This is a genomic window from Thauera sp. K11, assembly GCF_002354895.1.
GTDB classification, from domain to species: domain Bacteria; phylum Pseudomonadota; class Gammaproteobacteria; order Burkholderiales; family Rhodocyclaceae; genus Thauera; species Thauera sinica.
This window is the reverse complement of record NZ_CP023439.1, coordinates 4,132,004-4,150,134: the sequence shown is the minus strand read 5'-3', so window position 1 is coordinate 4,150,134 and position 18,131 is coordinate 4,132,004. Positions and strand designations below refer to the sequence as shown.

Annotated in this window: 18 protein-coding genes and 1 pseudogene; 9 read left to right on the top strand and 10 right to left on the bottom strand. The window is 70.4% G+C overall.

The genetic code is table 11. The annotated features are described in order from the left end of the window. The first annotated feature begins 4 nt into the window (after positions 1-4). Positions 5-631, top strand: a complete 627-nt coding sequence (locus CCZ27_RS18160) for a TetR/AcrR family transcriptional regulator (RefSeq protein WP_198363174.1) — start codon at positions 5-7, stop codon at positions 629-631. A gap of 91 nt (positions 632-722) precedes the next feature. Here the strand turns inward: CCZ27_RS18160 and CCZ27_RS18155 are convergent, their stop codons facing one another. Next, a complete protein-coding gene (locus CCZ27_RS18155) occupies positions 723-1,595 on the bottom strand; it encodes a class I SAM-dependent methyltransferase (protein ID WP_096450564.1) in 873 nt (290 codons plus the stop codon). A 198-nt stretch (positions 1,596-1,793) separates the two neighbouring features. Here CCZ27_RS18155 and CCZ27_RS18150 point away from each other — a divergent pair, with 198 nt between their 5' ends. Both CCZ27_RS18150 and CCZ27_RS18145 read left to right on the top strand, forming a co-directional pair. After that, positions 1,794-2,795: an AraC family transcriptional regulator gene (locus CCZ27_RS18150; protein ID WP_096450562.1), complete on the top strand. Its 1,002-nt coding sequence runs from the start codon at positions 1,794-1,796 to the stop codon at positions 2,793-2,795. A 128-nt stretch (positions 2,796-2,923) separates the two neighbouring features. After that, positions 2,924-5,242 (top strand): acetate/propionate family kinase, encoded by a 2,319-nt coding sequence (locus CCZ27_RS18145; RefSeq protein ID WP_096450560.1) that lies wholly within the window; start codon positions 2,924-2,926, stop codon positions 5,240-5,242. A gap of 43 nt (positions 5,243-5,285) precedes the next feature. Here the strand turns inward: CCZ27_RS18145 and CCZ27_RS18140 are convergent, their stop codons facing one another. Genes CCZ27_RS18140 through CCZ27_RS23695 form a run of 4 tightly spaced genes read right to left on the bottom strand, consistent with a single transcriptional unit; the run spans position 5,286 to position 7,814 of the window. Next, complete coding sequence (locus CCZ27_RS18140; RefSeq protein WP_096450558.1) at positions 5,286-6,614, bottom strand: ferredoxin reductase family protein; 1,329 nt, start codon at positions 6,612-6,614, stop codon at positions 5,286-5,288. 12 nt (positions 6,615-6,626) lie between these two features. Then, the gene (locus CCZ27_RS18135) at positions 6,627-7,115 is read right to left on the bottom strand and encodes a diheme cytochrome c (protein ID WP_096450556.1); all 489 of its coding nucleotides are present in this window, start codon (positions 7,113-7,115) and stop codon (positions 6,627-6,629) included. Between the two features lie 22 nt (positions 7,116-7,137). Beyond that, a complete protein-coding gene (locus CCZ27_RS18130; RefSeq protein WP_232516461.1) occupies positions 7,138-7,560 on the bottom strand; it encodes a DUF1924 domain-containing protein in 423 nt (140 codons plus the stop codon). Beyond that, positions 7,557-7,814: a hypothetical protein gene (locus tag CCZ27_RS23695; protein ID WP_157748632.1), complete on the bottom strand. Its 258-nt coding sequence runs from the start codon at positions 7,812-7,814 to the stop codon at positions 7,557-7,559. The genes CCZ27_RS18130 and CCZ27_RS23695 overlap by 4 nt, the downstream gene beginning before the upstream one ends. A gap of 197 nt (positions 7,815-8,011) precedes the next feature. Here CCZ27_RS23695 and CCZ27_RS18125 point away from each other — a divergent pair, with 197 nt between their 5' ends. The 6 genes from CCZ27_RS18125 to ahpF all read left to right on the top strand — a co-directional run bounded on the left by CCZ27_RS18125 (position 8,012) and on the right by ahpF (position 13,595). Then, positions 8,012-9,007 (top strand): TerC family protein, encoded by a 996-nt coding sequence (locus CCZ27_RS18125; protein WP_096450554.1) that lies wholly within the window; start codon positions 8,012-8,014, stop codon positions 9,005-9,007. A 208-nt stretch (positions 9,008-9,215) separates the two neighbouring features. Then, entirely contained in the window at positions 9,216-9,407 is a 192-nt protein-coding gene (locus CCZ27_RS23690; protein ID WP_157748631.1) for a hypothetical protein, read from the top strand. A gap of 33 nt (positions 9,408-9,440) precedes the next feature. Next, positions 9,441-10,112 carry a glutathione peroxidase gene (locus CCZ27_RS18120; protein ID WP_232516460.1) on the top strand — a complete coding sequence of 224 codons (672 nt, stop codon included), beginning with the start codon at positions 9,441-9,443 and terminating at the stop codon, positions 10,110-10,112. Between the two features lie 199 nt (positions 10,113-10,311). Next, on the top strand, positions 10,312-11,175 hold the full coding sequence (locus CCZ27_RS18115; protein WP_096450552.1) for a putative RNA methyltransferase: 864 nt from the start codon (positions 10,312-10,314) through the stop codon (positions 11,173-11,175). Positions 11,176-11,351: 176 nt separating this feature from the next. Further along, positions 11,352-11,915: an alkyl hydroperoxide reductase subunit C gene (ahpC, locus tag CCZ27_RS18110; RefSeq protein ID WP_096450550.1), complete on the top strand. Its 564-nt coding sequence runs from the start codon at positions 11,352-11,354 to the stop codon at positions 11,913-11,915. Positions 11,916-12,026: 111 nt separating this feature from the next. Further along, positions 12,027-13,595, top strand: coding sequence for an alkyl hydroperoxide reductase subunit F (gene ahpF, locus CCZ27_RS18105; RefSeq protein WP_096450548.1), 1,569 nt, complete (start codon positions 12,027-12,029; stop codon positions 13,593-13,595). 251 nt (positions 13,596-13,846) lie between these two features. Here ahpF and CCZ27_RS18100 read toward each other — a convergent pair whose 3' ends face one another. The 5 genes and pseudogenes from CCZ27_RS18100 to lysM all read right to left on the bottom strand — a co-directional run bounded on the left by CCZ27_RS18100 (position 13,847) and on the right by lysM (position 18,033). Beyond that, on the bottom strand, positions 13,847-14,530 hold the full coding sequence (locus CCZ27_RS18100; protein ID WP_096450546.1) for an SDR family oxidoreductase: 684 nt from the start codon (positions 14,528-14,530) through the stop codon (positions 13,847-13,849). Positions 14,531-14,540: 10 nt separating this feature from the next. Then, positions 14,541-15,509 (bottom strand): glycerophosphodiester phosphodiesterase, encoded by a 969-nt coding sequence (locus tag CCZ27_RS18095; protein ID WP_096450544.1) that lies wholly within the window; start codon positions 15,507-15,509, stop codon positions 14,541-14,543. 90 nt (positions 15,510-15,599) lie between these two features. Then, positions 15,600-16,871: pseudogene (locus tag CCZ27_RS18090) on the bottom strand (TIGR03862 family flavoprotein); the annotation flags it as partial. Positions 16,872-16,975: 104 nt separating this feature from the next. After that, entirely contained in the window at positions 16,976-17,404 is a 429-nt protein-coding gene (locus tag CCZ27_RS18085; RefSeq protein WP_096450540.1) for an acyl-CoA thioesterase, read from the bottom strand. Between the two features lie 155 nt (positions 17,405-17,559). After that, positions 17,560-18,033 carry a peptidoglycan-binding protein LysM gene (lysM, locus tag CCZ27_RS18080; protein WP_096450538.1) on the bottom strand — a complete coding sequence of 158 codons (474 nt, stop codon included), beginning with the start codon at positions 18,031-18,033 and terminating at the stop codon, positions 17,560-17,562. Positions 18,034-18,131: the final 98 nt, after the last annotated feature.

The window sequence follows — 18,131 nt, the reverse complement described above, 5'->3', positions numbered from 1 at the left end:
CCCGATGAAAAAAGCGCTGATCGACAAAGAGACGGAAGGGATGGCGGGGACGGGCGACCTGCGCGAGCGGCTCGTCGCCGAGGCGGCCGCGATCCTGGAAACGCAGGGCCTGGATGCCGTCACGCTGCGCGCGGTCGCCGGTGCCGCGGGCGTGTCGCACATGGCGCCGTACCGGCATTTCGCCGACAAGGACAGCCTGCTCGCCGCGGTTGCCGAACGCGGCTTCCGCGCCCTGTCGGCGGACATGGGTGCCGCTGCGGGGGGGGAGCGCGACACGGCGGCGCGCCTGCACGCATTCGGCATGGCCTACCTCGCCTTCGCCCGCCGCCGCCCGGCGCTGTATCGCCTCATGTTCGGGCCGGCGCTGGCCTGCAAGCCCCAGTCCGCCGGCCTGGCGGAGGCGGGCGGCGAGGCTTTCGCCCATTGCGCGGATGCCGTCGCCGCCATCGTGCGCGAGCGCGGCGCGGCGCCGGATACCGATCCGCGTGCGCTGGCGATCGCGACCTGGTCGCTGGTCCACGGCCTGGCCATGCTGCTGATCGACCGCCGGCTCGACCTGCCCGAGGATGCCCGGGCGCAGGACGAACTGATCGGCCAGGTGCTCGTGCTGCACGGCAAGGCGTTCGGCTGAGCCGCATGGCGGGCGGAACCCGCCGGTCTGCCCGCCTTGATCCGTGCCCGCGGCCCGTGCCCCGCGCCGCGGGCACGGGCAGGCCGCCCGCCTATTGCCGCGTGATCACCACTTCGAGATATTCGCCCGGCACCACCAGCGAGCCGGGGCCGCCGACGTCGAGCGATCCGAGCAGGTGCAGCAGGTCGGCGTGGAAGCGCGCCTGGCCGTCGCCGTCCAGCGCGGCGAAGGCTTTGTGCGTCGGCCCGTAGTAGTTGCGGAAGACTTCGATCCAGTGCTCCGGCGAGCGGTAGCGGAAGTTGAACGTGCGGCGGATGCAGCGGATGTCGTCGGCGTGGGGGCCGAACAGCGCCACCACGTAGGGTTCGTCGCCCCACTTGACCGGCGAGCGGAGGCCGGCCGGCGGCGGCACGTGGCTGCCCACGAGGCGGAACAACTGGCCGATGAAGCCCTCCGGCGTCCACGCGGCGAACCCGATGCGCCCGCCGGGCCGCACGACGCGCAGCAACTCGCCGGCGGTGCGGTCGTGGTCGGGCGCGAACATCGCGCCGAAGGTGGATAGCGCGACGTCGAAGCTGCCGTCGGCAAAGGGCAGCGCCTCGACGTCGGCCACCTGGAAGTTCACCGCCAGGCCCTCGGCCTCCGCACGCGCGGCGCCCTTGTCGAGCAGGTGCGGCACGTAGTCGGTCGAGGTGACCTCGGCAAAGCGGCGGGCCGCGGCCAGCGTGGCGTTGCCGTTGCCCGCGGCGACGTCCAGCACGCGTTCGCCGGCGCACACGTCCGCCGCCTCGGCGAGCATCTCGCCCACGATCTGCAGCGTGGTGCCGACGACGGCATAGTTTCCGCTCGCCCACGTGGCCTGCTGGCGCGTCTTGATCGCGGCGAGGTCGGGGGCGGGGGTGGAAGGCGCCGCGGCCTGGCTGGCGGATTGGCCGGGGGCGCACGTCTCGATGGGAGCGTTCATGGTGTGGTTTCCTTGCGTTGGGATTGGGGCGGGCCTCTGCGGACCCGTGCCGGAAAGGCGGGCGTGCCTGCCGACGCCCCCATTCTTTCGCCGCGGGGCATTCGATGCTTCACTGAAAGTCGGCCGAACTTGCCCGTGCGTCCGCCGTTGCCCGCCGGCGGGTGGCGTCCGGGCGCGAATCTTTCGGAGTCGAGCGCGATGAGCCGCGACACGCTGTCCGACCTGCTGGGCACCGTGCGCCTGCGCGGCGCGGTGTTCTACTACGTGAGCTGCTGGCGCGACTGGGCGGCGGAAGCGCCGCCCGCGTGCGAGATCGCCGACGCGGTGCTGCCCGGCGCCGAGCACGTCATGGAGTTCCACGTGGTGGCCCGCGGCGGCGGCTGGGCCGCGGTGAGCGGCTGCGCGCCGGTGCGGCTGGAGGCGGGCGACATCGTGGTGTTTCCGCACGGCGACGGGCACGTGATGTCGAGCGCGCCCCACGTCAGGCCGGAACGCCGCGAGGCGGCCTGGGTGTTCGCCACGCGCCACGAACCCAAGCCGATGCCCATCGCCTACCACCACGGCGTCAGCACTCCCGGCTCCACCGAGCCCAACGACGATGCCGACACCGTGCTGGTGTGCGGTTTTCTGGGCTGCGACCTGCGGCCGTTCAATCCGCTGGTGGCGGCGCTGCCGCGCTTGCTGCATCTGCCCGCGGCGCGTGCCGGCGGCTGGGTCTCGCGCGTCATCGACCAGGCGGCGCAGGAGTCGGCCGAGCGCAGGCCGGGGGCGAATGCCGTGCTGGAAAAGCTCGCCGAGACGATGTTCGTCGATACCGCGCGGCGCTATCTCGACAGCCTGCCCGAGGACGCCACCGGCTGGCTGGCCGGGCTGCGCGACCGCTACGTCGGCCGCGCGCTGGCGCTGCTGCACGCGTTTCCGGACCGTCCATGGACCATCGACGAACTCGGCCACCAGGTCGGGCTGTCGCGCTCGGCGCTGCACGAACGCTTCATGCAGTTCCTCGCCCAGCCGCCGATGCACTACCTCGCCAACTGGCGCATCCAGCTCGGCTCGCGCCTGCTGCGCGAGACCAACCGCACCGTGGCGTCGATCGCGCTGGACGTCGGCTACGACTCGGAAGCCGCTTTCTCGCGCGCCTTCAAGCGCCTCGTCGGCACGCCGCCGGCGACGTGGCGCCGGACGGTCGCTTCGGCCTGAGGCCGTCCTGCGGCGCGCCCGCCGGTGCCGCGTGCGCCCTTGCACGGACGCGGGCCGAATTCATATTGCACTGCAACAAAAGTGCTAATCTGGGGGCCGAGAGCATTCCAGTCCCGTCGAGCCGCGCCATGACCGAAACCGATCTGAACAAGTTCTTCCTCGAACAGGTGCGCCTGTTCGAAGCCTTTCCGGCCGAAGAGGTCGGGGAAATCGTCGCCAGGTCCCGCCTCGTCACCTACGAAGGCAACGAAGCCATCATGGAGACCGGCGACCGCGGCCGCTTCATCGGCGTCATCGTCAGCGGCCATGCGGAAGTGTCCATCACCGACAACACCGGCGTGCGCACCGTGATCCAGCAGCTCGGGCCGGGCGACGTGTGCGGTGCGATCTCGCTGCTGACCGGCGACCCGCTGGTGGCCGACGTGATCGCCGGCACGCGCTGCTTCGTGCTGGAGATCCCGCAGGACGTCGTCCACGCCCACATCCTCGGCAATCCGCAGGCGGTCGCCTACCTGTCGCGCGTGCTCGCCGACGTGACGCGCGCGATGTCGGCGGACATGGCGGCCGCGCGGGCGGGCGCGGTGGCGAAGTCCGAAGACCCCTACGCGCTGTCGCTGCGGACCGATGTGCCGGGCAAGGTGGTGGCGCTCAACGTCGGCGCCGGCCGAATCCGCTTCGGCATCTACGACACGCGGGATCTCGGCGCCGACGTGCAGGGCACGATCGACGTCTCCGATCCGGCGGTGTGCCGCGTCGCCGTGGGCGTCGGGCCGCACCGGCGCAGCTACGAGCGCGCGCCCTTCCCGCTCGCCGGGCTGTTCGGGGTGATGCAGGAGGCGGCCGGGCAACTCGGCGGCGACTTCGCGCTGCACCTGCCCGACGTCGTCGCCGTCGGCCACCGCGTGGTGCATGGCGGCAACCGCTTCGCCAGCGCGGTGGTCGTCACGCCCGCGGTGATCGCCGACATCGAGGCGCTGGCGGTGTTCGCGCCGCAGCACAATCCGCAGAACGTGGCCGGCATCGAGGTGGCGATGAAGGAACTGCCCCACGTGCCGCACGTCGCCGTGTTCGACACCGCCTTCCACCAGACGCTGCCGCCCTACGCCTACCTGTACGGCCTGCCGTACGGGATGTACAAGCAGGAAGGCATCCGCCGCTACGGTTTCCACGGCACCTCGCACCGCTACGTGTCGCTGAAGTCGGCCGAGGTCCTGAAGCGCCCGCTGGGCGAACTGGAGATCGTGTCCTGCCACCTCGGCGTGGGCGCGTCGATGTGCGCGATCGACCACGGCCGCTCGGTCGACACCACGATGGGCATGACGCCGAGCGACGGGCTGATCATGCCGACGCGCTCGGGCAGCATCGATCCGGCGGTGATGATCCACCTGATGGACCACTACCGGATGACGCCCGAGCAGCTCTCCGCGCTCATCAACACGCAGAGCGGGCTGAAGGGCATCTCGGGCCTGTCCGGCGACATCCGCGAGATCGAGGAGGCGGCCAACGACGGCCACCACCGCGCGCTGCTCGCGCACAAGGCGTTCTGCTACCAGATCCGCAAGAACATCGGCGCCTACGTCGCGGCGATGGGCGGCATCGACGTGCTCGCCTTCACCGGCGAGGTCGGCGAGACCAGCGCCGCGGTGCGCAGCCTGGCCTGCCAGGGCCTGGGCTACATGGGCATCCGGCTCGACGAGGAACGCAACCGCGACCTCGGCCGGCTCGTCTCGCACGCCGTCGTCTCGGCCGACGATTCGCCGGTGAAGATCCTCGTCATCGCCAACGACAACGAACGCCTGGTCGCGTGGGAGACCCTGCGCGCGGTCGAGCGCAACCAGTTGCTGGTGTCGGCGGGGCAGCAGCGGTGCCCGATCCCGATCGAGATCTCGGCGCACCACGTGCACCTGTCGCAGGCGGACGTCGAGAAACTGTTCGGCTCCGGCCACCAGCTCACGCCGCAGCACGAGCTGTCGCAGCCCGGCCAGTACGCCTGTGCGGAGAAGGTGCATCTGGTCGGCCCCAAGGGGCGCATCGCCAACGTGCGCGTGCTGGGCCCGACGCGCAAGGAGACCCAGGTCGAGATCGCGATGACCGAGCAGTTCAAGCTCGGCGTCCAGCCGCCGATCCGCGAATCGGGCGACCTCGCCAACACGCCGGGCGTCACGCTCGAAGGACCTCACGGCAGCGCCACCATCGAGCGCGGCGTGATCTGCGCCCAGCGCCACATCCACATGACGCCGGAAGACGCGCTGCGCCTGCACGTGGGCGACAAGTACATCGTGCGCGTGCGCGTCGAGGGCGAGCGCGAGCTGATCTTTGGCGACGTCGTGGTGCGGGTGAGCCCGTCCTACCGGCTGGCGATGCATCTGGACACCGACGAGGGGAACGCGGCCAACATCCGCACCGGCATGGTCGGCTACATCGACGCCATCCAGAGCCGCCACTGAGGCGGCGCGGCGGCCCTCCGCGGGGCCGCCGGCCGCGGCCCGCTCAGCGCATCTCGAACGCTTCCTGGTGGAAGCGCATGCCGCCCATGCCCAGCCGGCGCAGGCCGTCGCGCAGCTTGTCGGCCAGGCCCTGCGGGCCGCAGAACCAGATCTCGGCGCGCGCCCCGTGGCGCCCGTGTTCGCGCAGGGTCTCGGCGCTGAGCCGTTCGTTGCGCTCGCTGCTCAGCACGTGCAGGCGTACCGAGGGCAGCACGGCGCACAGCGCTTCCAGCCGGGCGGCGAAGGGGTCGGATTCGCGCTTGCGCACGCTGTAGTAGAAGTCCACCTCGGGCGCCTTCTCCGGCGCCGCCTGCAGGGCTTCGAGCCAGGCGAGGAAAGGGGTCACGCCGATGCCGCCGGCGATCCACACCTGGTTCCGCCCGCGTGCGCCGGAGGGCAGTTCGAAGCAGCCGTAGGGCCCTTCGATGCGTACCGGCTGCCCGCTGCGCAGCTTCTGCGCCAGGCCCCGCGTGTAGTCCCCCAGGGCCTTGATCTGAAAGGTGACGCGGTGGTCGCCGCGGTCGGCGCCGGCGATGGTGAAGGGATGCGCGCCTTCCAGGCGGTCGAAGGTGACGAAGGCGAACTGGCCGGCGCGATGCCCGTGCCAGGTCCCGTCCAGCTTGCAGATGACCTCGGTGAGGCCCGGCGCGGGTTCGCGCACCGTTTCGACGACGCCCGCGCTGCGCCGGCCGCGTCCGATCCAGCCGGCGAGCGCCTGCACGCCGGCGGCCGAGCCGGCGGCGATCAGCAGCGCCAGCAGCGCACCCACCGGCTGCGTCCAGTAGCCGGACGGCGCGAGGAAGGCGGCGTGGAAGGCCAGCGCCAGGTACAGCAGCGGCATCACCTTGTGCAGATAGCGCCAGATGCTGAACGGAAAGCGCTTCCACAGCGTCAGCACGAGCATCGCCGGCAGGGCGTAGATGGCGAACTCGCCCAGCCCCTCGGCGACGTCGCGCATCGCCTCCAGGAAGGCGCCGCCATGCTCCTTCGGCAGCCGCCCCGCGCGGCCGAACACGGTCTTGATGAGATCGTCCGACATCTCCACCAGCCAGTGCAGCACGGCGAAGCCGATCGCGAGGATGCCCGCCCACTTGTGCACGCGGTAGATGCGGTCCATGCCGCCGAAGGGACGCTCCAGCCAGGCCGGCCGGGTGGCGAGGACCATCGCCAGCGACATCAGCGAGAAGGACCACAGGCCGGTCAGCGTCAGCGCGTGCTGCCGTACCGTCCACGCGGTGACCGGGGCGGCGGGTGCGGCGCCCGCCGCCGGCAGCAGGTCCCAGCCCCAGGCCAGGGTGACGAGCGCGACGAATGCGGCGAGGAAGCGTTTCATGGCGGTGCTCCCTCAGTCGTCCTCGAAATAGCCCTTTGCCGCGTCGACGTGGCAGGCGGCGCAGTTGGCCTTGCTGCCGACGTCCTTGCGCGTCCAGTCGCGCCGCGGGACCTCGCGGTGCTCGCGCACCCATTTCGGCAGTTCGGTGATGCGCAGCGGCGCTTCGCCCGGCTTCAGCCCGCGCAGCAGCCTGCTGTCCTGGCCGGGGGCGTCGCCGGCGTTGCGCACGAGATAGCGGGTGATCGCGGCGGCGGTATCGGGATCGAGGCTGGCGTCGTCGCCGAAGTGGTCCTGCAGCCCGCCCATCATGCGTTTCCACGATGCGGCGGGCAGCATGGACGGCGGGAAGGCGAGGTGGCAACTGCCGCATTCCTGCAGCGCGAGTGCGTCGGAGACCGGCGGAAAATACTCGTCGTCGCCGGCCTGCGCGCGGCCCAGCAGCGCGGCAGCGGCGGCGAGGGCGGCCAGGAGGACGGCGAGCGGGCGGAGGGGAAGGTTCATCTGCGTGCTCCGTGCATCTGCGTCACTGCTTCATCATGTAGGCGAGCCAGTCGCCCTTCTCGCGCGGGCTGCATTCGCGCCCCAGCACCTCGGTGCAGTTGCGCCTGAACCACTTCTCGACCTTGGCCGCGTCGCCGTAGCGGGCCGGCGACACCGACGCGGCCATCGGCTCGATCCGCTTGCCCGCGCGGGTACGGCCCGCGGCGCGCGCGTCGTCGCCGTGACAGGCGGTGCAGGCCGGCGTGTCGGGCTTGCCGCCGCCGTACCGGGTGCGATGCAGGGTTTCGCCGCGGGCGGCGGAGAAGCCAGCGAAGGCCGGGTCGGCGGCGCGGGCCTCGGCGGCATAGCGGGCGATGAGGTCCTCGCGCTCGCCGGCCAGTGCGGCGGTGCCGGGGCCGAGTGCGAGGAGGAGGGCGATCGTGATGCGTGCGGCGGTCATCTTCATGTCACGGTTGGTTTGCGGATGGCGGCGCCGGGCGGGATTCCGCGCACGGCACCGAAGCTGATGCGCAGTGTGCGGATGCCCGACTGAATCCACGCTGAACGCGTGCGGGCGAGGGCGATCGGTGCGCGCGGCGTGCCGGTTCCCCGTCCGGCGGCAAAGTAGTAGTTGACCGGATCGCTCGGCTTATCTAGAGTCCGAACGTCCCAAGGGGGAGTAGCTCTCCGCCGCGGCGTCGTCAGTTCGGAACGGCTCACGGAGCCTTCCCGGCGCCCGGGCAGCCGTCACAGGATGGCTGCGAGCAAGACCTTTGCCGCGATGGCGGAGGTCCCCTTGTCGAAGTACTGCGGCCCTTCGTCCTCGCCGGACAAGGGCCGTTCCGTTTTCCGCTGCCGGGTCTTGCGGCCGGCAGGAGACGGAACGGAAGACGGTATCGACAAGGAGGACTCGTTTCATGGAATCAATCGGCACATGGTGGATGTGGGCGGGCTTCTTCGCCATCGTCCTCGTCATGCTCGCCATCGACCTGTTCGTGGTCGGCGGCGGCAAGCGTCATCGCGTTTCGTTCAGGGAGGCCGCCACGTGGTCCGGCGTGTGGGTCGCGGTGTCGATGCTGTTCGCCGGCGCGCTGTGGTGGCATCTCGACGGTGCGATGGGGCGCGAGATCGCCAACCAGAAAGCGCTCGAATTCGTCACCGGCTACCTGATCGAGAAGTCGCTCGCGGTCGACAACGTGTTCGTGTGGCTGATGCTGTTCAGCTTCTTCGCGATCCCGCTCGAACTGCAGAAGCGCGTGCTGGTGTTCGGCGTGTTCGGCGCGATCGTGCTGCGCACCGTCATGATCATGGCCGGCGTGTGGCTGATCGCGGAGTTCCACTGGCTGCTGTACGTGTTCGGCGCCTTCCTGCTGATCACCGGCATCAAGATGTGGTGGTTCGCCGAGCAGGAACCGGACCTCGCCGGCAACCCGGTCGTCAGGTGGATCCGCCGCCACATGAACGTCACGGAGGAGCTGCACGGCGAACGCTTCTTCGTCACGAAGCAGCACGCCGGCAAGTGGGTGCGCTGCGTCACGCCGCTGTTCCTGGCGCTGGTGCTGGTCGAACTGAGCGACGTGATCTTCGCGGTGGACTCGATCCCGGCCATCTTCGCCATCACCACCGACCCCTTCATCGTGCTCACGTCCAACGTGTTCGCGATCCTGGGCCTGCGCGCGATGTACTTCATGCTCGCCGGCATGGCGGACCGTTTCCCGCTGCTGAAGTACGGCCTCGCGCTGGTGCTGGTGTTCATCGGTGCCAAGATGCTGTTGATGGACATCTACAAGATCCCGGTGGGCATCTCGCTGGGCGTGGTGGCGCTGATCATCGGTACCTCGGTGGTGCTGTCGCTGCGCCGCACCGCCGGCGAAGGCGCGGCCGGCAAGCCGGTGGAGGACCGCGCCGACTGAGGGCCGGCGCCGGGCGGGAGGCCGGGGCGGCAGTGCCCGGCTGAACCTTTTGCCCGGTGCCGTGGTCAATCCTGCCGTCCGGGCAGGGAAATGCCCGGGGCCCGGCGGGAGCCCGGTCGCGAAGAGGCGATCGAGGAAGTCCCGCCGTTTCCAGGTGATGTGCCGGCGGCGCGGTTGCGCCTGCGGTCCGGATGCGGGGGTTCCGCCCATGCCACCTTTTTCCTTGCCGATGCTGATGTTCGCGGCGGTCGACATCAGCCTGTCGATGATGATCGCGGTGCTGCGGTTCCAGCACAACCTGATCACCGGGCATCGGCTGAACCAGCCGGGCGGCAGGCTGCTCGGGCGCCCGCGCGAATCCGCGCGCGACGCCGACAGGCCGGAAGGCGAGGGCGGCTGAGTGCCCGGCGATGGGGTCTCGGAGTTGAATGCGATGAATGCCAGGACATCGACAGGGCGCGGCGAATCCGCCGCGGTTGCCGGACGGGCGCCGGCTGACGGGCGGATGGCGCGCGCCACCATGCCCCGGGTGCGGGGACGACTTGTCGCCGTCCTGTTCGCACTGGCCGCGGCCGGCCTGGCGGGCGGCGCGTCCGCCGCGGAGGATGCGGCCACCGCCTGCCCCGCGCTGCTCGACCACCGCTTCCCGGCGCTGCAGGACGAAAAGCCGCAGTCGCTGTGCCAGTACGCCGGCAAGGTGATCCTGGTGGTGAACACCGCGAGCTACTGCGGCTACACCAAGCAGTACGACGGTCTCGAGCGCCTGTACGACAAGTACCGCGACCGCGGCCTGGTCGTGCTCGGCTTCCCGTCCAACGACTTCAACCAGGAGCCCGGCAGCAACCGGGAGATCGCCGATTTCTGCCGCAGCACCTACGGCGTGCGCTTCCCGATGTTCGCCCGCAGCACGGTGTCCGGCCGTACCGCCAACCCCCTCTACGTGCGGCTCGCCGAGATGACCGGCGACCGGCCGCAGTGGAACTTCCACAAGTACCTGATCGACCGCAGCGGCAACGGGGTGACCAGCTTCCCCAGCCAGCTCTCGCCGGAAAGCCCGCTGCTGGTCGGCACCATCGAGAAGCTGCTGGCAGTCGCCCAGCCCTGACGCGGGTGCGCTCCCGCCCCGGCGGGCCCGTTGCCTCCGGCCGCAAGGGGGCCGGGCGGGCGTCTGCACCGGAGGGCCGGGTGCAAGCCGCCCGCTTGCTCCGCCGGTCGGCGCGCGGCGGGTTTGCGGTCCGCGGCCGATCCTGATATCCAGCAGGCTTTCGCAACCTCCGGCGCCCTGCCGGCCGGGACCCGCCTGCATGTACATCGTTCCCTTCCAGTCCCTCGCCTGCCCGCTCGACGGCGCGCCGCTGCAACGCAGCGGTTCCGCCTGGCGCTGCCCGTCGGGCCACAGCTTCGACGTCGCCCGCGAGGGCCACACGAATCTGCTGCCGGTGCAGAACAAGCGCTCGCGTGATCCGGGAGACAGCAAGGAGATGGTCGCCGCGCGCAGGCGCTTCCTGAATGCCGGCGGCTACCAGCCCATCGCCGCGGCGGTCGCGCGCACCGTGCTGCGGCACCTGCCGCCCGCCGCCGACGCGGCCTGCCTCGACGCCGGCTGCGGCGAAGGCTACTACCTGCGCCAGCTCGCCGGAGCGGCGGCCGCGGCCGCAGGCGACCATACGCTGGCGCTGCTCGGGCTGGACATCTCGAAATGGGCGGTGCTGTCGGCGGCGAAGCAGTTTGCGCAGGCCGGCTGGGTGGTGGGCAGCAACGCCAACCTGCCGGTGCGGCCGGGCGCGTTCGATTGCGTGCTGTGCATGTTCGGCTTTCCGGTCCATCCGGAGTTCGCCCGCGTGCTGAAGCCGGGCGGGCTGCTGCTGCAGGTGGATGCCGGCCCCGACCATCTGCGCGAACTGCGCGAGATCATCTATCCCGCGCTGAAACCGGAGCGTCCGGCGGCCGATGCCCCGCCGCCGGCGGGCTTCGTCCGGCTGGACGGCGAAGCCGTCCGCTCTCCGCTGCAATTGGCCGGCCAGGCGCAGATCGCCGACCTGCTGGCGATGACGCCGCACCTCTACCGCGCCACCGCAGAGGGCCGCGCCAGGGCTGCGGCGCTGGATTCGCTGGCGGTCACCGTGGATGTGCGGCTGGCCGGCTTCGAGCGTGCCCGTTCGGCATGAACAGGCGGCGGGCCGGACGTCCGCGCTGCCGGCCATGGCGCAAGGGATGATCGGCCGTCACTTCTCAATAGATTCAAGGAATGATGATCATTTTCTCAATCAATTTGAGCTATTGATCGCCGCGCCTTAGGATTCGTTTCGTCTTCTCCCGACACGCAAACACAGGAGCGAATCGAATGGCAATCATCAACAGCACGGTCAAACCCTTCAAGGCCACCGCCTACCACGAAGGCAAGTTCGTCCCCGTCTCGGACGAGACGATCAAGGGCAAGTGGGCGGTGTTCTTCTTCTACCCGGCCGACTTCACCTTTGTATGCCCGACCGAACTGGGTGACATGGCCGACCTGTACCCCGAGTTCCAGAAGCTCGGCGTCGAGGTGTATTCCGTCTCCACCGACACCCACTTCACCCACAAGGCGTGGCACGACGCGTCGGACACGATCAAGAAGATCGGGTATCCGATGATCGGCGACCCCACCCAGGCCATCAGCCGCAACTTCGACGTGCTGATCGAGGAAGAGGGCCTGGCGCTGCGCGGCACCTTCGTGGTGGACCCGGAAGGCAGGATCAAGGTCGCCGAGATCCATGACCTGGGCATCGGCCGCGACGCCGCCGAACTGTTGCGCAAGGTCAAAGCCGCGCAATACATCGCGGCGCATCCTGGCGAAGTCTGCCCGGCCAAGTGGACCGAAGGCGCCGAAACGCTGAAGCCTTCGCTGGACCTGGTCGGCAAGATCTGAGCGACCGCAGGTACCGCCGAATTCCCGCCCATCGGCGCGGAATCCAGCGTCAAGCACACCCGCCGCGGGCGTGCTTGGCGATGAATTCCCCATCCATTTCAGGAGGACACCATGCTCGACGCCACCATCAAGACCCAACTGAAAGCCTACCTTGAGAAGGTCATGCAGCCGATCGAGATCGTCGCGTCGCTGGACGATGGCGAGAAGTCGCGCGAGATGCAGGCGCTGCTGGCCGACATCGCGGGCCTGAGCGACAAGATCACGCTGAGCGAGGTGCGCGACGACGCGCAGCGCAAGCCCTCGTTCTCGCTCAACCGCCGGGGCGCCAAGCTGGGCGTGCGTTTCGCCGGGCTGCCCATGGGCCACGAATTCACCTCGCTGATCCTGGCGCTGCTGCAGGTGGGCGGGCACCCGCCCAAGGCCGAGGCGGAGGTGATCGAGCAGATCCGCGGGCTGGAGGGCGAATACCACTTCGAGACCTACATCTCGCTGTCGTGCCACAACTGCCCGGAGGTGGTGCAGGCGCTCAACCTGATGGCGGTGATCAACCCGAACGTGCGCCACACGATGATCGACGGCGCGCTGTTCCAGGCCGAGGTCGATGCGCGCAAGATCATGGCGGTGCCGACGATCTTCCTGAACGGCGAGCCGTTCGGGCAGGGCCGCATGGAGCTGGGCGAGATCCTCGCCAAGGTCGACACCGGCGCGGCGGCGCGCGAGGCGCAGAAGCTGTCGGCCAGGGACGCGTTCGACGTGCTCGTGGTCGGTGGTGGGCCGGCGGGGGCGGCGGCGGCGATCTACGCCGCGCGCAAGGGCATCCGCACCGGCATCGTGGCCGAGCGCTTCGGCGGGCAGGTGATGGACACGATGGGCATCGAGAACTTCATCTCGGTGAAGGAGACCGAGGGGCCCAAGCTGGTGATGGCGCTCGAAGAGCACGTGCGCCAGTACGGGGTCGACATCATGAACCTGCAGCGCGCGGCCAAGGTCGTGCCCGGCGGCGCGGACGGCAGCACGCTCGCCCGGGTGCAGCTCGAGAACGGCGGCACGCTGCAGGCGAAGACGGTGATCCTGGCCACCGGGGCGCGCTGGCGCGAGATGAACGTGCCGGGCGAGAAGGCGCTGCGCGGCAAGGGCGTGGCGTACTGCCCGCACTGCGACGGCCCGCTGTTCAAGGGCAAGCGGGTGGCGGTGATCGGCGGGGGCAACTCGGGCGTGGAAGCGGCGATCGATCTGGCCGGGGTGGTGTCGCACGTGACGCTGCTCGAGTTCGCCGAGGAACTGCGCGCGGACGCGGTGCTGCAGAGCAAGCTCCACAGCCTGCCCAACGTGAAGGTGATCAAGAGCGCGCAGACCACCGAGGTGACCGGCGCCGACAAGGTCACCGGGCTGATGTACAAGGACCGGGCGTCGGGCGACACGCACTGGCTCGAACTGGAAGGCATCTTCGTGCAGATCGGCCTGCTGCCGAACACGGACTTCCTGAAGGGCACGGTGGAGCTGACGAAGTTCGGCGAGATCATCGTCGATGCCAAGGGCCACACCTCGGTGCCGGGGGTGTTCGCGGCGGGCGACTGCACGACGGTGCCGTACAAGCAGATCATCATCGCCATGGGCGAAGGGGCGAAGGCGTCGCTGTCGGCCTTCGACCACCTGATCCGTACCTCGGCTCCGGCCTGATCGCGGCACGGCGGGAAGCAACGCCCGCGCCCCGGACCGGCAGGGATCCGCAGCCGGTCCGGGGCGGGCCGTCGAGGGCCCGTCGATCCTCCGGCATGACGCTCAGCCGGCCGGGAAGCCGCTCCGGCCGGCTGAGCCGCTTTTTCGGGGACGGCGCGGCCTTGCCGGCCGAGCCGCACCGGTTGCGCCCGGCAGGCGGACCGAGCAGGGAAGATTCGGCCGGCAACGCGCCGGGACGGGGCCGGAACGGCTCAGCGCACGACCCAGCCGCCGCAGACGGGGAAGACCTGGCCGACGAAGCAGTTGGCCGCGTCGCTGCACAGGTAGGCGGCAAAGGCCGCGTCTTCCTGTGCGCCGACCAGGCGGCCGAGCGGTACCTCTCGCTGCAGCCTCTCCTGGAAACGTGGATTGGCCTGCACCTCGGGCGGGAAGTAGGTGGGGTTGTCGACGAAATTCTGCGCGATGGCGTTGACCTGGACGCCGTGCGGCGCCATCTCCACGCCGAGTGCCTGCACGTAGGCCAGTTGCGCGCCGCGCGCGGCGCTGTAGGTGGAGGCGCGCTTCATGCCGCGCAGCGCCGAGGCGCTGCCCATCAGCAGGATCTTGCCGGCGCGGCGCGCCACCATCTGCGGCAGCACCGCGCGGCACAGCCGCGGCAGCGGATCGACCAGGCAGCCGAACACCTTTGTCCATTCGGCCTCGTCCACGTCCAGGGCCGGCGTGCTCGGGGCGGGCAGGGCGAGGTTGGCCACCAGCACGTCGATGACGCCGGAGGCGTCCACCAGCGCCGCCGGCGCGCCGGGGTCGGGCAGTGCTTCGGTGCTGGCGATCACCTCCGCGCCCTGGGCGGCGAAGACTTCGCACAGCACCGGGCCCATGAAGGCGTCGGCCTGGGTGATGAGCACGCGTTTTCCTGCAAGCGGGGCATCTGCCATCGTCGTCTCCTCAGTTCCAGCGCAGCGCCGGGAAATCGTGCCGCGCGCGGCGCATGGCCGCAGCGCGGTTCGGGTAGTCGGTGATGATGCCGGTCACGCCGGCGGCGTCGAGCGCCGACATGCGGTGCGCATCGTTGCAGGTCCACACGAAGACCATGCGGCCGGCGGCGGCGAGCGCGGCGATGGCGGCGGTGTCCAGGGCGCCGTGCACCGAATCGAAGCCCAGCGAATCGGCCTCGCCGTGGCAGCAGGGGTGATAGGCGTCGGCGTCGAGCAGCGCGAGGTAGTCGGCGATGCGTGCCAGCCGGCCGCTGGTCAGCACCCCGGTGGCGATGCCGGCATCCAGGCGGCGTACCTCGACGAGCTGCTCATGGTCGAAGGACGACACCAGCACGCTGCTCTGCAGGCCGGCGGCGCGCACCTCGTCGACCACGCGCGCGGCGATGCCGCCATAGAGGCGCGGGATGGACTTGATCTCGACGTTCAGCATCAGGTCGGCTTCCGCGACCAGCGCCAGAACCTCCTGCAGCGTGGGGATGCGGATCGCGCCGCTCGCGTAGCGTTCGCGTTCGCCGGCGGGCACGTGCCCGTCGAGTTCGGCGTCCGTCAGGTCGCGCAGGTAGGCCTGGCGCCGTTCGGCGGGCAGATCCAGTTCATGCGCATACCACGTGCCGGCATCCAGCACGCGCAGTTCTTCCAGCGTGAAATCGGAGATGAACTCGCCTGCGAAGAGCGGAAACTGGATGGCGACGTCGGTGCAGCGGCCGAGACGGTCGTCGTGATGCACCACCGGCACGCCATCGCGCGACAGGTGCACGTCCAGTTCCACCATGTCGCAGCCGAGCGCGGCCGCCTTCTCGAAGGCGGCGAGCGTGTTCTCCGGCGCGAAGGCGCGCGCGCCGCGATGGCCGACGATGAGCGCGCGCCCGGCCGGCAGCGGACGGCCGGAAGGAAACTGCAGGCGACGGGCAGGCGGCATGCGGCTCTCCGGACATTTCGGGACACGGCGGAGCCCCGATTCTAAGGCGTGCCGCCGCAGGCGCGGATGCCGTGCGCCAGGCGCGCGCGGTCAGCGCTCCGCGCCCGCCCGCAGCCAGTCGAGTGCGCCGAGCCCGGCCGCCCGGCCGCTGGCAAAGCAGGCGGTAAGCAGGTAGCCGCCGGTCGGCGCTTCCCAGTCCAGCATTTCGCCGGCGACGAAGACGCCGGGCAGCGCGCGCAGCATCAGGCGCCCGTCCAGTTCGTCGAACCGGACGCCGCCGGCACTGCTGATCGCCTCGTCCAGCGGACGCGGGGCGACGAGGCGCAGCGGCAGCGCCTTGATGCCGGCGGCGAGCCGCGCCGGGTCGGCGAAATCCTCCGCCGGCAGGCATTCCCGCAGCAGCGCCGCCTTCAATCCCTTGATGCCGGCCTGGCCCTGCAGGTGGCTGGCCATCGAGCGGCTGCCGCGCGGGCGTGCAAGCTCGGCGGCGAGGCGTTCCGCGCTGCGGCCGGGTGCGAGGTCGAGTTCGAGCACCGCCTCGCCGCGCGCGGCGATCGTGTCGCGCAGCGGCGCCGACAGCGCGTAGATCAGCCCGCCCTCGATGCCGGTGGTGGAAATCATGCATTCGCCGGCGCGCTCGTGCAGGCGGCCGTCGGCGTCGGTGACGCGGGCGGCGACCGACTTGAGCGGTTCGCCGAGGTGGCGTGCCAGCAGGTGGGCGCTCCAGCCGCGGCCGTCCGCTCCGCCGGCGGCGACGTCGAAGCCGCAGTTGGCGGGCGCGAGCCCGGTCACCGCGATGCCGCGGGCGCGCAGGATCGGCACCCAGGCGCCGTCCGAGCCCAGCTTCGCCCAACTGCCGCCGCCGAGGGCGAGAACCACGGCGTCGGCGTCGATGCGCCGCTCGCCCTCCGGCGTGGCAAAGCGCAGTGCCGTCGCGGGCCGCTTCGCGTCGCTCGTGCCGCGATCCCAGCCCAGCCAGCGGTGGCGTACGGCGAAATGCACGCCATGCGCGCGCAGCCGGGCGAGCCATGCGCGCAGCAACGGCGCCGCCTTCATCTCGTGCGGAAACACGCGGCCCGAACTGCCGACGAAGGTGGACACCCCCAGCGCATGCGCCCACGCCCGCAGCGCATCGGCGTCGAACGCGTCGATCAGCGTTTCCAGCGCTTCGCGGCGCGGTCCGTAGCGGGACAGGAAAGGTTCGCGCGGTTCGGAATGCGTCAGGTTCAGGCCGCCGCGGCCGGCGAGCAGGAACTTGCGTCCGACGGAGGGCATGGCGTCGAGGACGGTGACCTCGGCCGTGCCGGCCAGCACCTCGGCGGCCATCAGGCCGGCCGGTCCGCCTCCGACGACCGCGACGCGCGGCCGCCCGGAGCAATCCGCAGATACGGCGCCATGCTCCGCGAAACCCCTGCTCCACCCTTCCCGCGGCGTGGCGGGCGTTTCTTCCGGACGGCCGGGGACGTTCATGCCGCGGCGCAGCGGCGGCGGAAGACCTCGGGCATGGGGGCGATCCTGCGTGCACCGTAGTCGAAGAACACGATGCCGGTCTTGCCGCGCGCCACTTCGCGCCCGCTGGCCTTGTCGCGCATGCGCCAGACCACGTCGCAGCCGTACTTGTTGAAATCGTCGGCGCCCATTTCGACCGCCATGGTCTCGCCGTGGAAGGCTTCGGACAGGTACTGCAGCGCCGCGTCGGCAACGAGGATGCCCAGGCCCTCGACGTCCAGTTCCCGGTAGCCCATGGATTGCAGCCAGCGCACCCGTGCTTCGGAGACCAGCGACAACAGGCGGGCGTTGTCGAGGTGGTTGCCGTGGTTCATGTGGCCGATGTAGAGCGGCAGTTCGGTGGAGAACGGCAGCGATTCCGGCACTTCGATCTTGATGCGGGCCATGGGAGATCCGGCGCGTGGAGAGCGTGAAGAAGGAGGCCCGAACGAACGGCGGGCGAAGGGGTGAAGCCTAGCGCACGGTGCGCGCCGGCTTCAACCACCTCCGCCCGCCCGGCTTCCCGACCCGGACCGCGCAACGGGTCCGGGCCGGGGACGCGTCAATCCTCGGCCGGGATGCGCAGCACCTGGCCCGGATAGATCTTGTCCGGATGGCTGAGCATCGGCTTGTTGGCCTCGAAGATGACCGGGTACTTGTTGGCGTTGCCGTAATACTGCTTGGCGATCGCCGACAGCGTGTCGCCGCGCGCCACGGTGTGGAAACGCGCCTCGGCCGCTGCGGCGGCGACCGTCATCTGGTCGCTGACCTGGCTGACGCCGGCGACGTTGCCCGCCGCGAGCAGGATCTTCTCCTTGGTGGCCTGGTCCGGCGCGGTGCCGGACACCGCCACGGTGGAGTTGGTGCCGTCGAAGGCCACGGCCAGATCCGCCGGCGCCAGGTTCAGCGCGACGATGTAGTTCTTGATCGCCTCGCCGGCCTTGGCATTGGCGGCGGCGTCGGTACCAGCGGCATGCGCTTCCCCGCTGCCGAAAAGTTTTTCACCAGCTTCCTTGATGAACGCGAAAAGTCCCATGTCTTCCTCCTGACGGAAATGACGTGACGAAGTGACGGTGCGAACCCCGGCGCACTCAGGATAGAGGGATACGCCGGCCGGGTCCACGTGCACGAATA

Excerpts from the sequence above, each read along its gene's own strand:
- ahpF (WP_096450548.1), top strand. The coding sequence starts at position 12,027 with ATGCTCGACGCCACCATCAAGACCCAACTGAAAGCCTACCTTGAGAAG.
- CCZ27_RS18085 (WP_096450540.1), bottom strand. The coding sequence starts at position 17,404 with ATGGCCCGCATCAAGATCGAAGTGCCGGAATCGCTGCCGTTCTCCACC.
- CCZ27_RS18115 (WP_096450552.1), top strand. The coding sequence starts at position 10,312 with ATGTACATCGTTCCCTTCCAGTCCCTCGCCTGCCCGCTCGACGGCGCG.
- ahpC (WP_096450550.1), top strand. The coding sequence starts at position 11,352 with ATGGCAATCATCAACAGCACGGTCAAACCCTTCAAGGCCACCGCCTAC.
- CCZ27_RS18135 (WP_096450556.1), bottom strand. The coding sequence starts at position 7,115 with ATGAACCTTCCCCTCCGCCCGCTCGCCGTCCTCCTGGCCGCCCTCGCC.
- CCZ27_RS18140 (WP_096450558.1), bottom strand. The coding sequence starts at position 6,614 with ATGAAACGCTTCCTCGCCGCATTCGTCGCGCTCGTCACCCTGGCCTGG.
- lysM (WP_096450538.1), bottom strand. The coding sequence starts at position 18,033 with ATGGGACTTTTCGCGTTCATCAAGGAAGCTGGTGAAAAACTTTTCGGC.
- CCZ27_RS18100 (WP_096450546.1), bottom strand. The coding sequence starts at position 14,530 with ATGGCAGATGCCCCGCTTGCAGGAAAACGCGTGCTCATCACCCAGGCC.
- CCZ27_RS18145 (WP_096450560.1), top strand. The coding sequence starts at position 2,924 with ATGACCGAAACCGATCTGAACAAGTTCTTCCTCGAACAGGTGCGCCTG.
- CCZ27_RS18130 (WP_232516461.1), bottom strand. The coding sequence starts at position 7,560 with ATGAAGATGACCGCCGCACGCATCACGATCGCCCTCCTCCTCGCACTC.
- CCZ27_RS18095 (WP_096450544.1), bottom strand. The coding sequence starts at position 15,509 with ATGCCGCCTGCCCGTCGCCTGCAGTTTCCTTCCGGCCGTCCGCTGCCG.
- CCZ27_RS18120 (WP_232516460.1), top strand. The coding sequence starts at position 9,441 with ATGAATGCCAGGACATCGACAGGGCGCGGCGAATCCGCCGCGGTTGCC.
- CCZ27_RS18160 (WP_198363174.1), top strand. The coding sequence starts at position 5 with ATGAAAAAAGCGCTGATCGACAAAGAGACGGAAGGGATGGCGGGGACG.
- CCZ27_RS18150 (WP_096450562.1), top strand. The coding sequence starts at position 1,794 with ATGAGCCGCGACACGCTGTCCGACCTGCTGGGCACCGTGCGCCTGCGC.
- CCZ27_RS23690 (WP_157748631.1), top strand. The coding sequence starts at position 9,216 with ATGCCACCTTTTTCCTTGCCGATGCTGATGTTCGCGGCGGTCGACATC.
- CCZ27_RS18125 (WP_096450554.1), top strand. The coding sequence starts at position 8,012 with ATGGAATCAATCGGCACATGGTGGATGTGGGCGGGCTTCTTCGCCATC.
- CCZ27_RS18155 (WP_096450564.1), bottom strand. The coding sequence starts at position 1,595 with ATGAACGCTCCCATCGAGACGTGCGCCCCCGGCCAATCCGCCAGCCAG.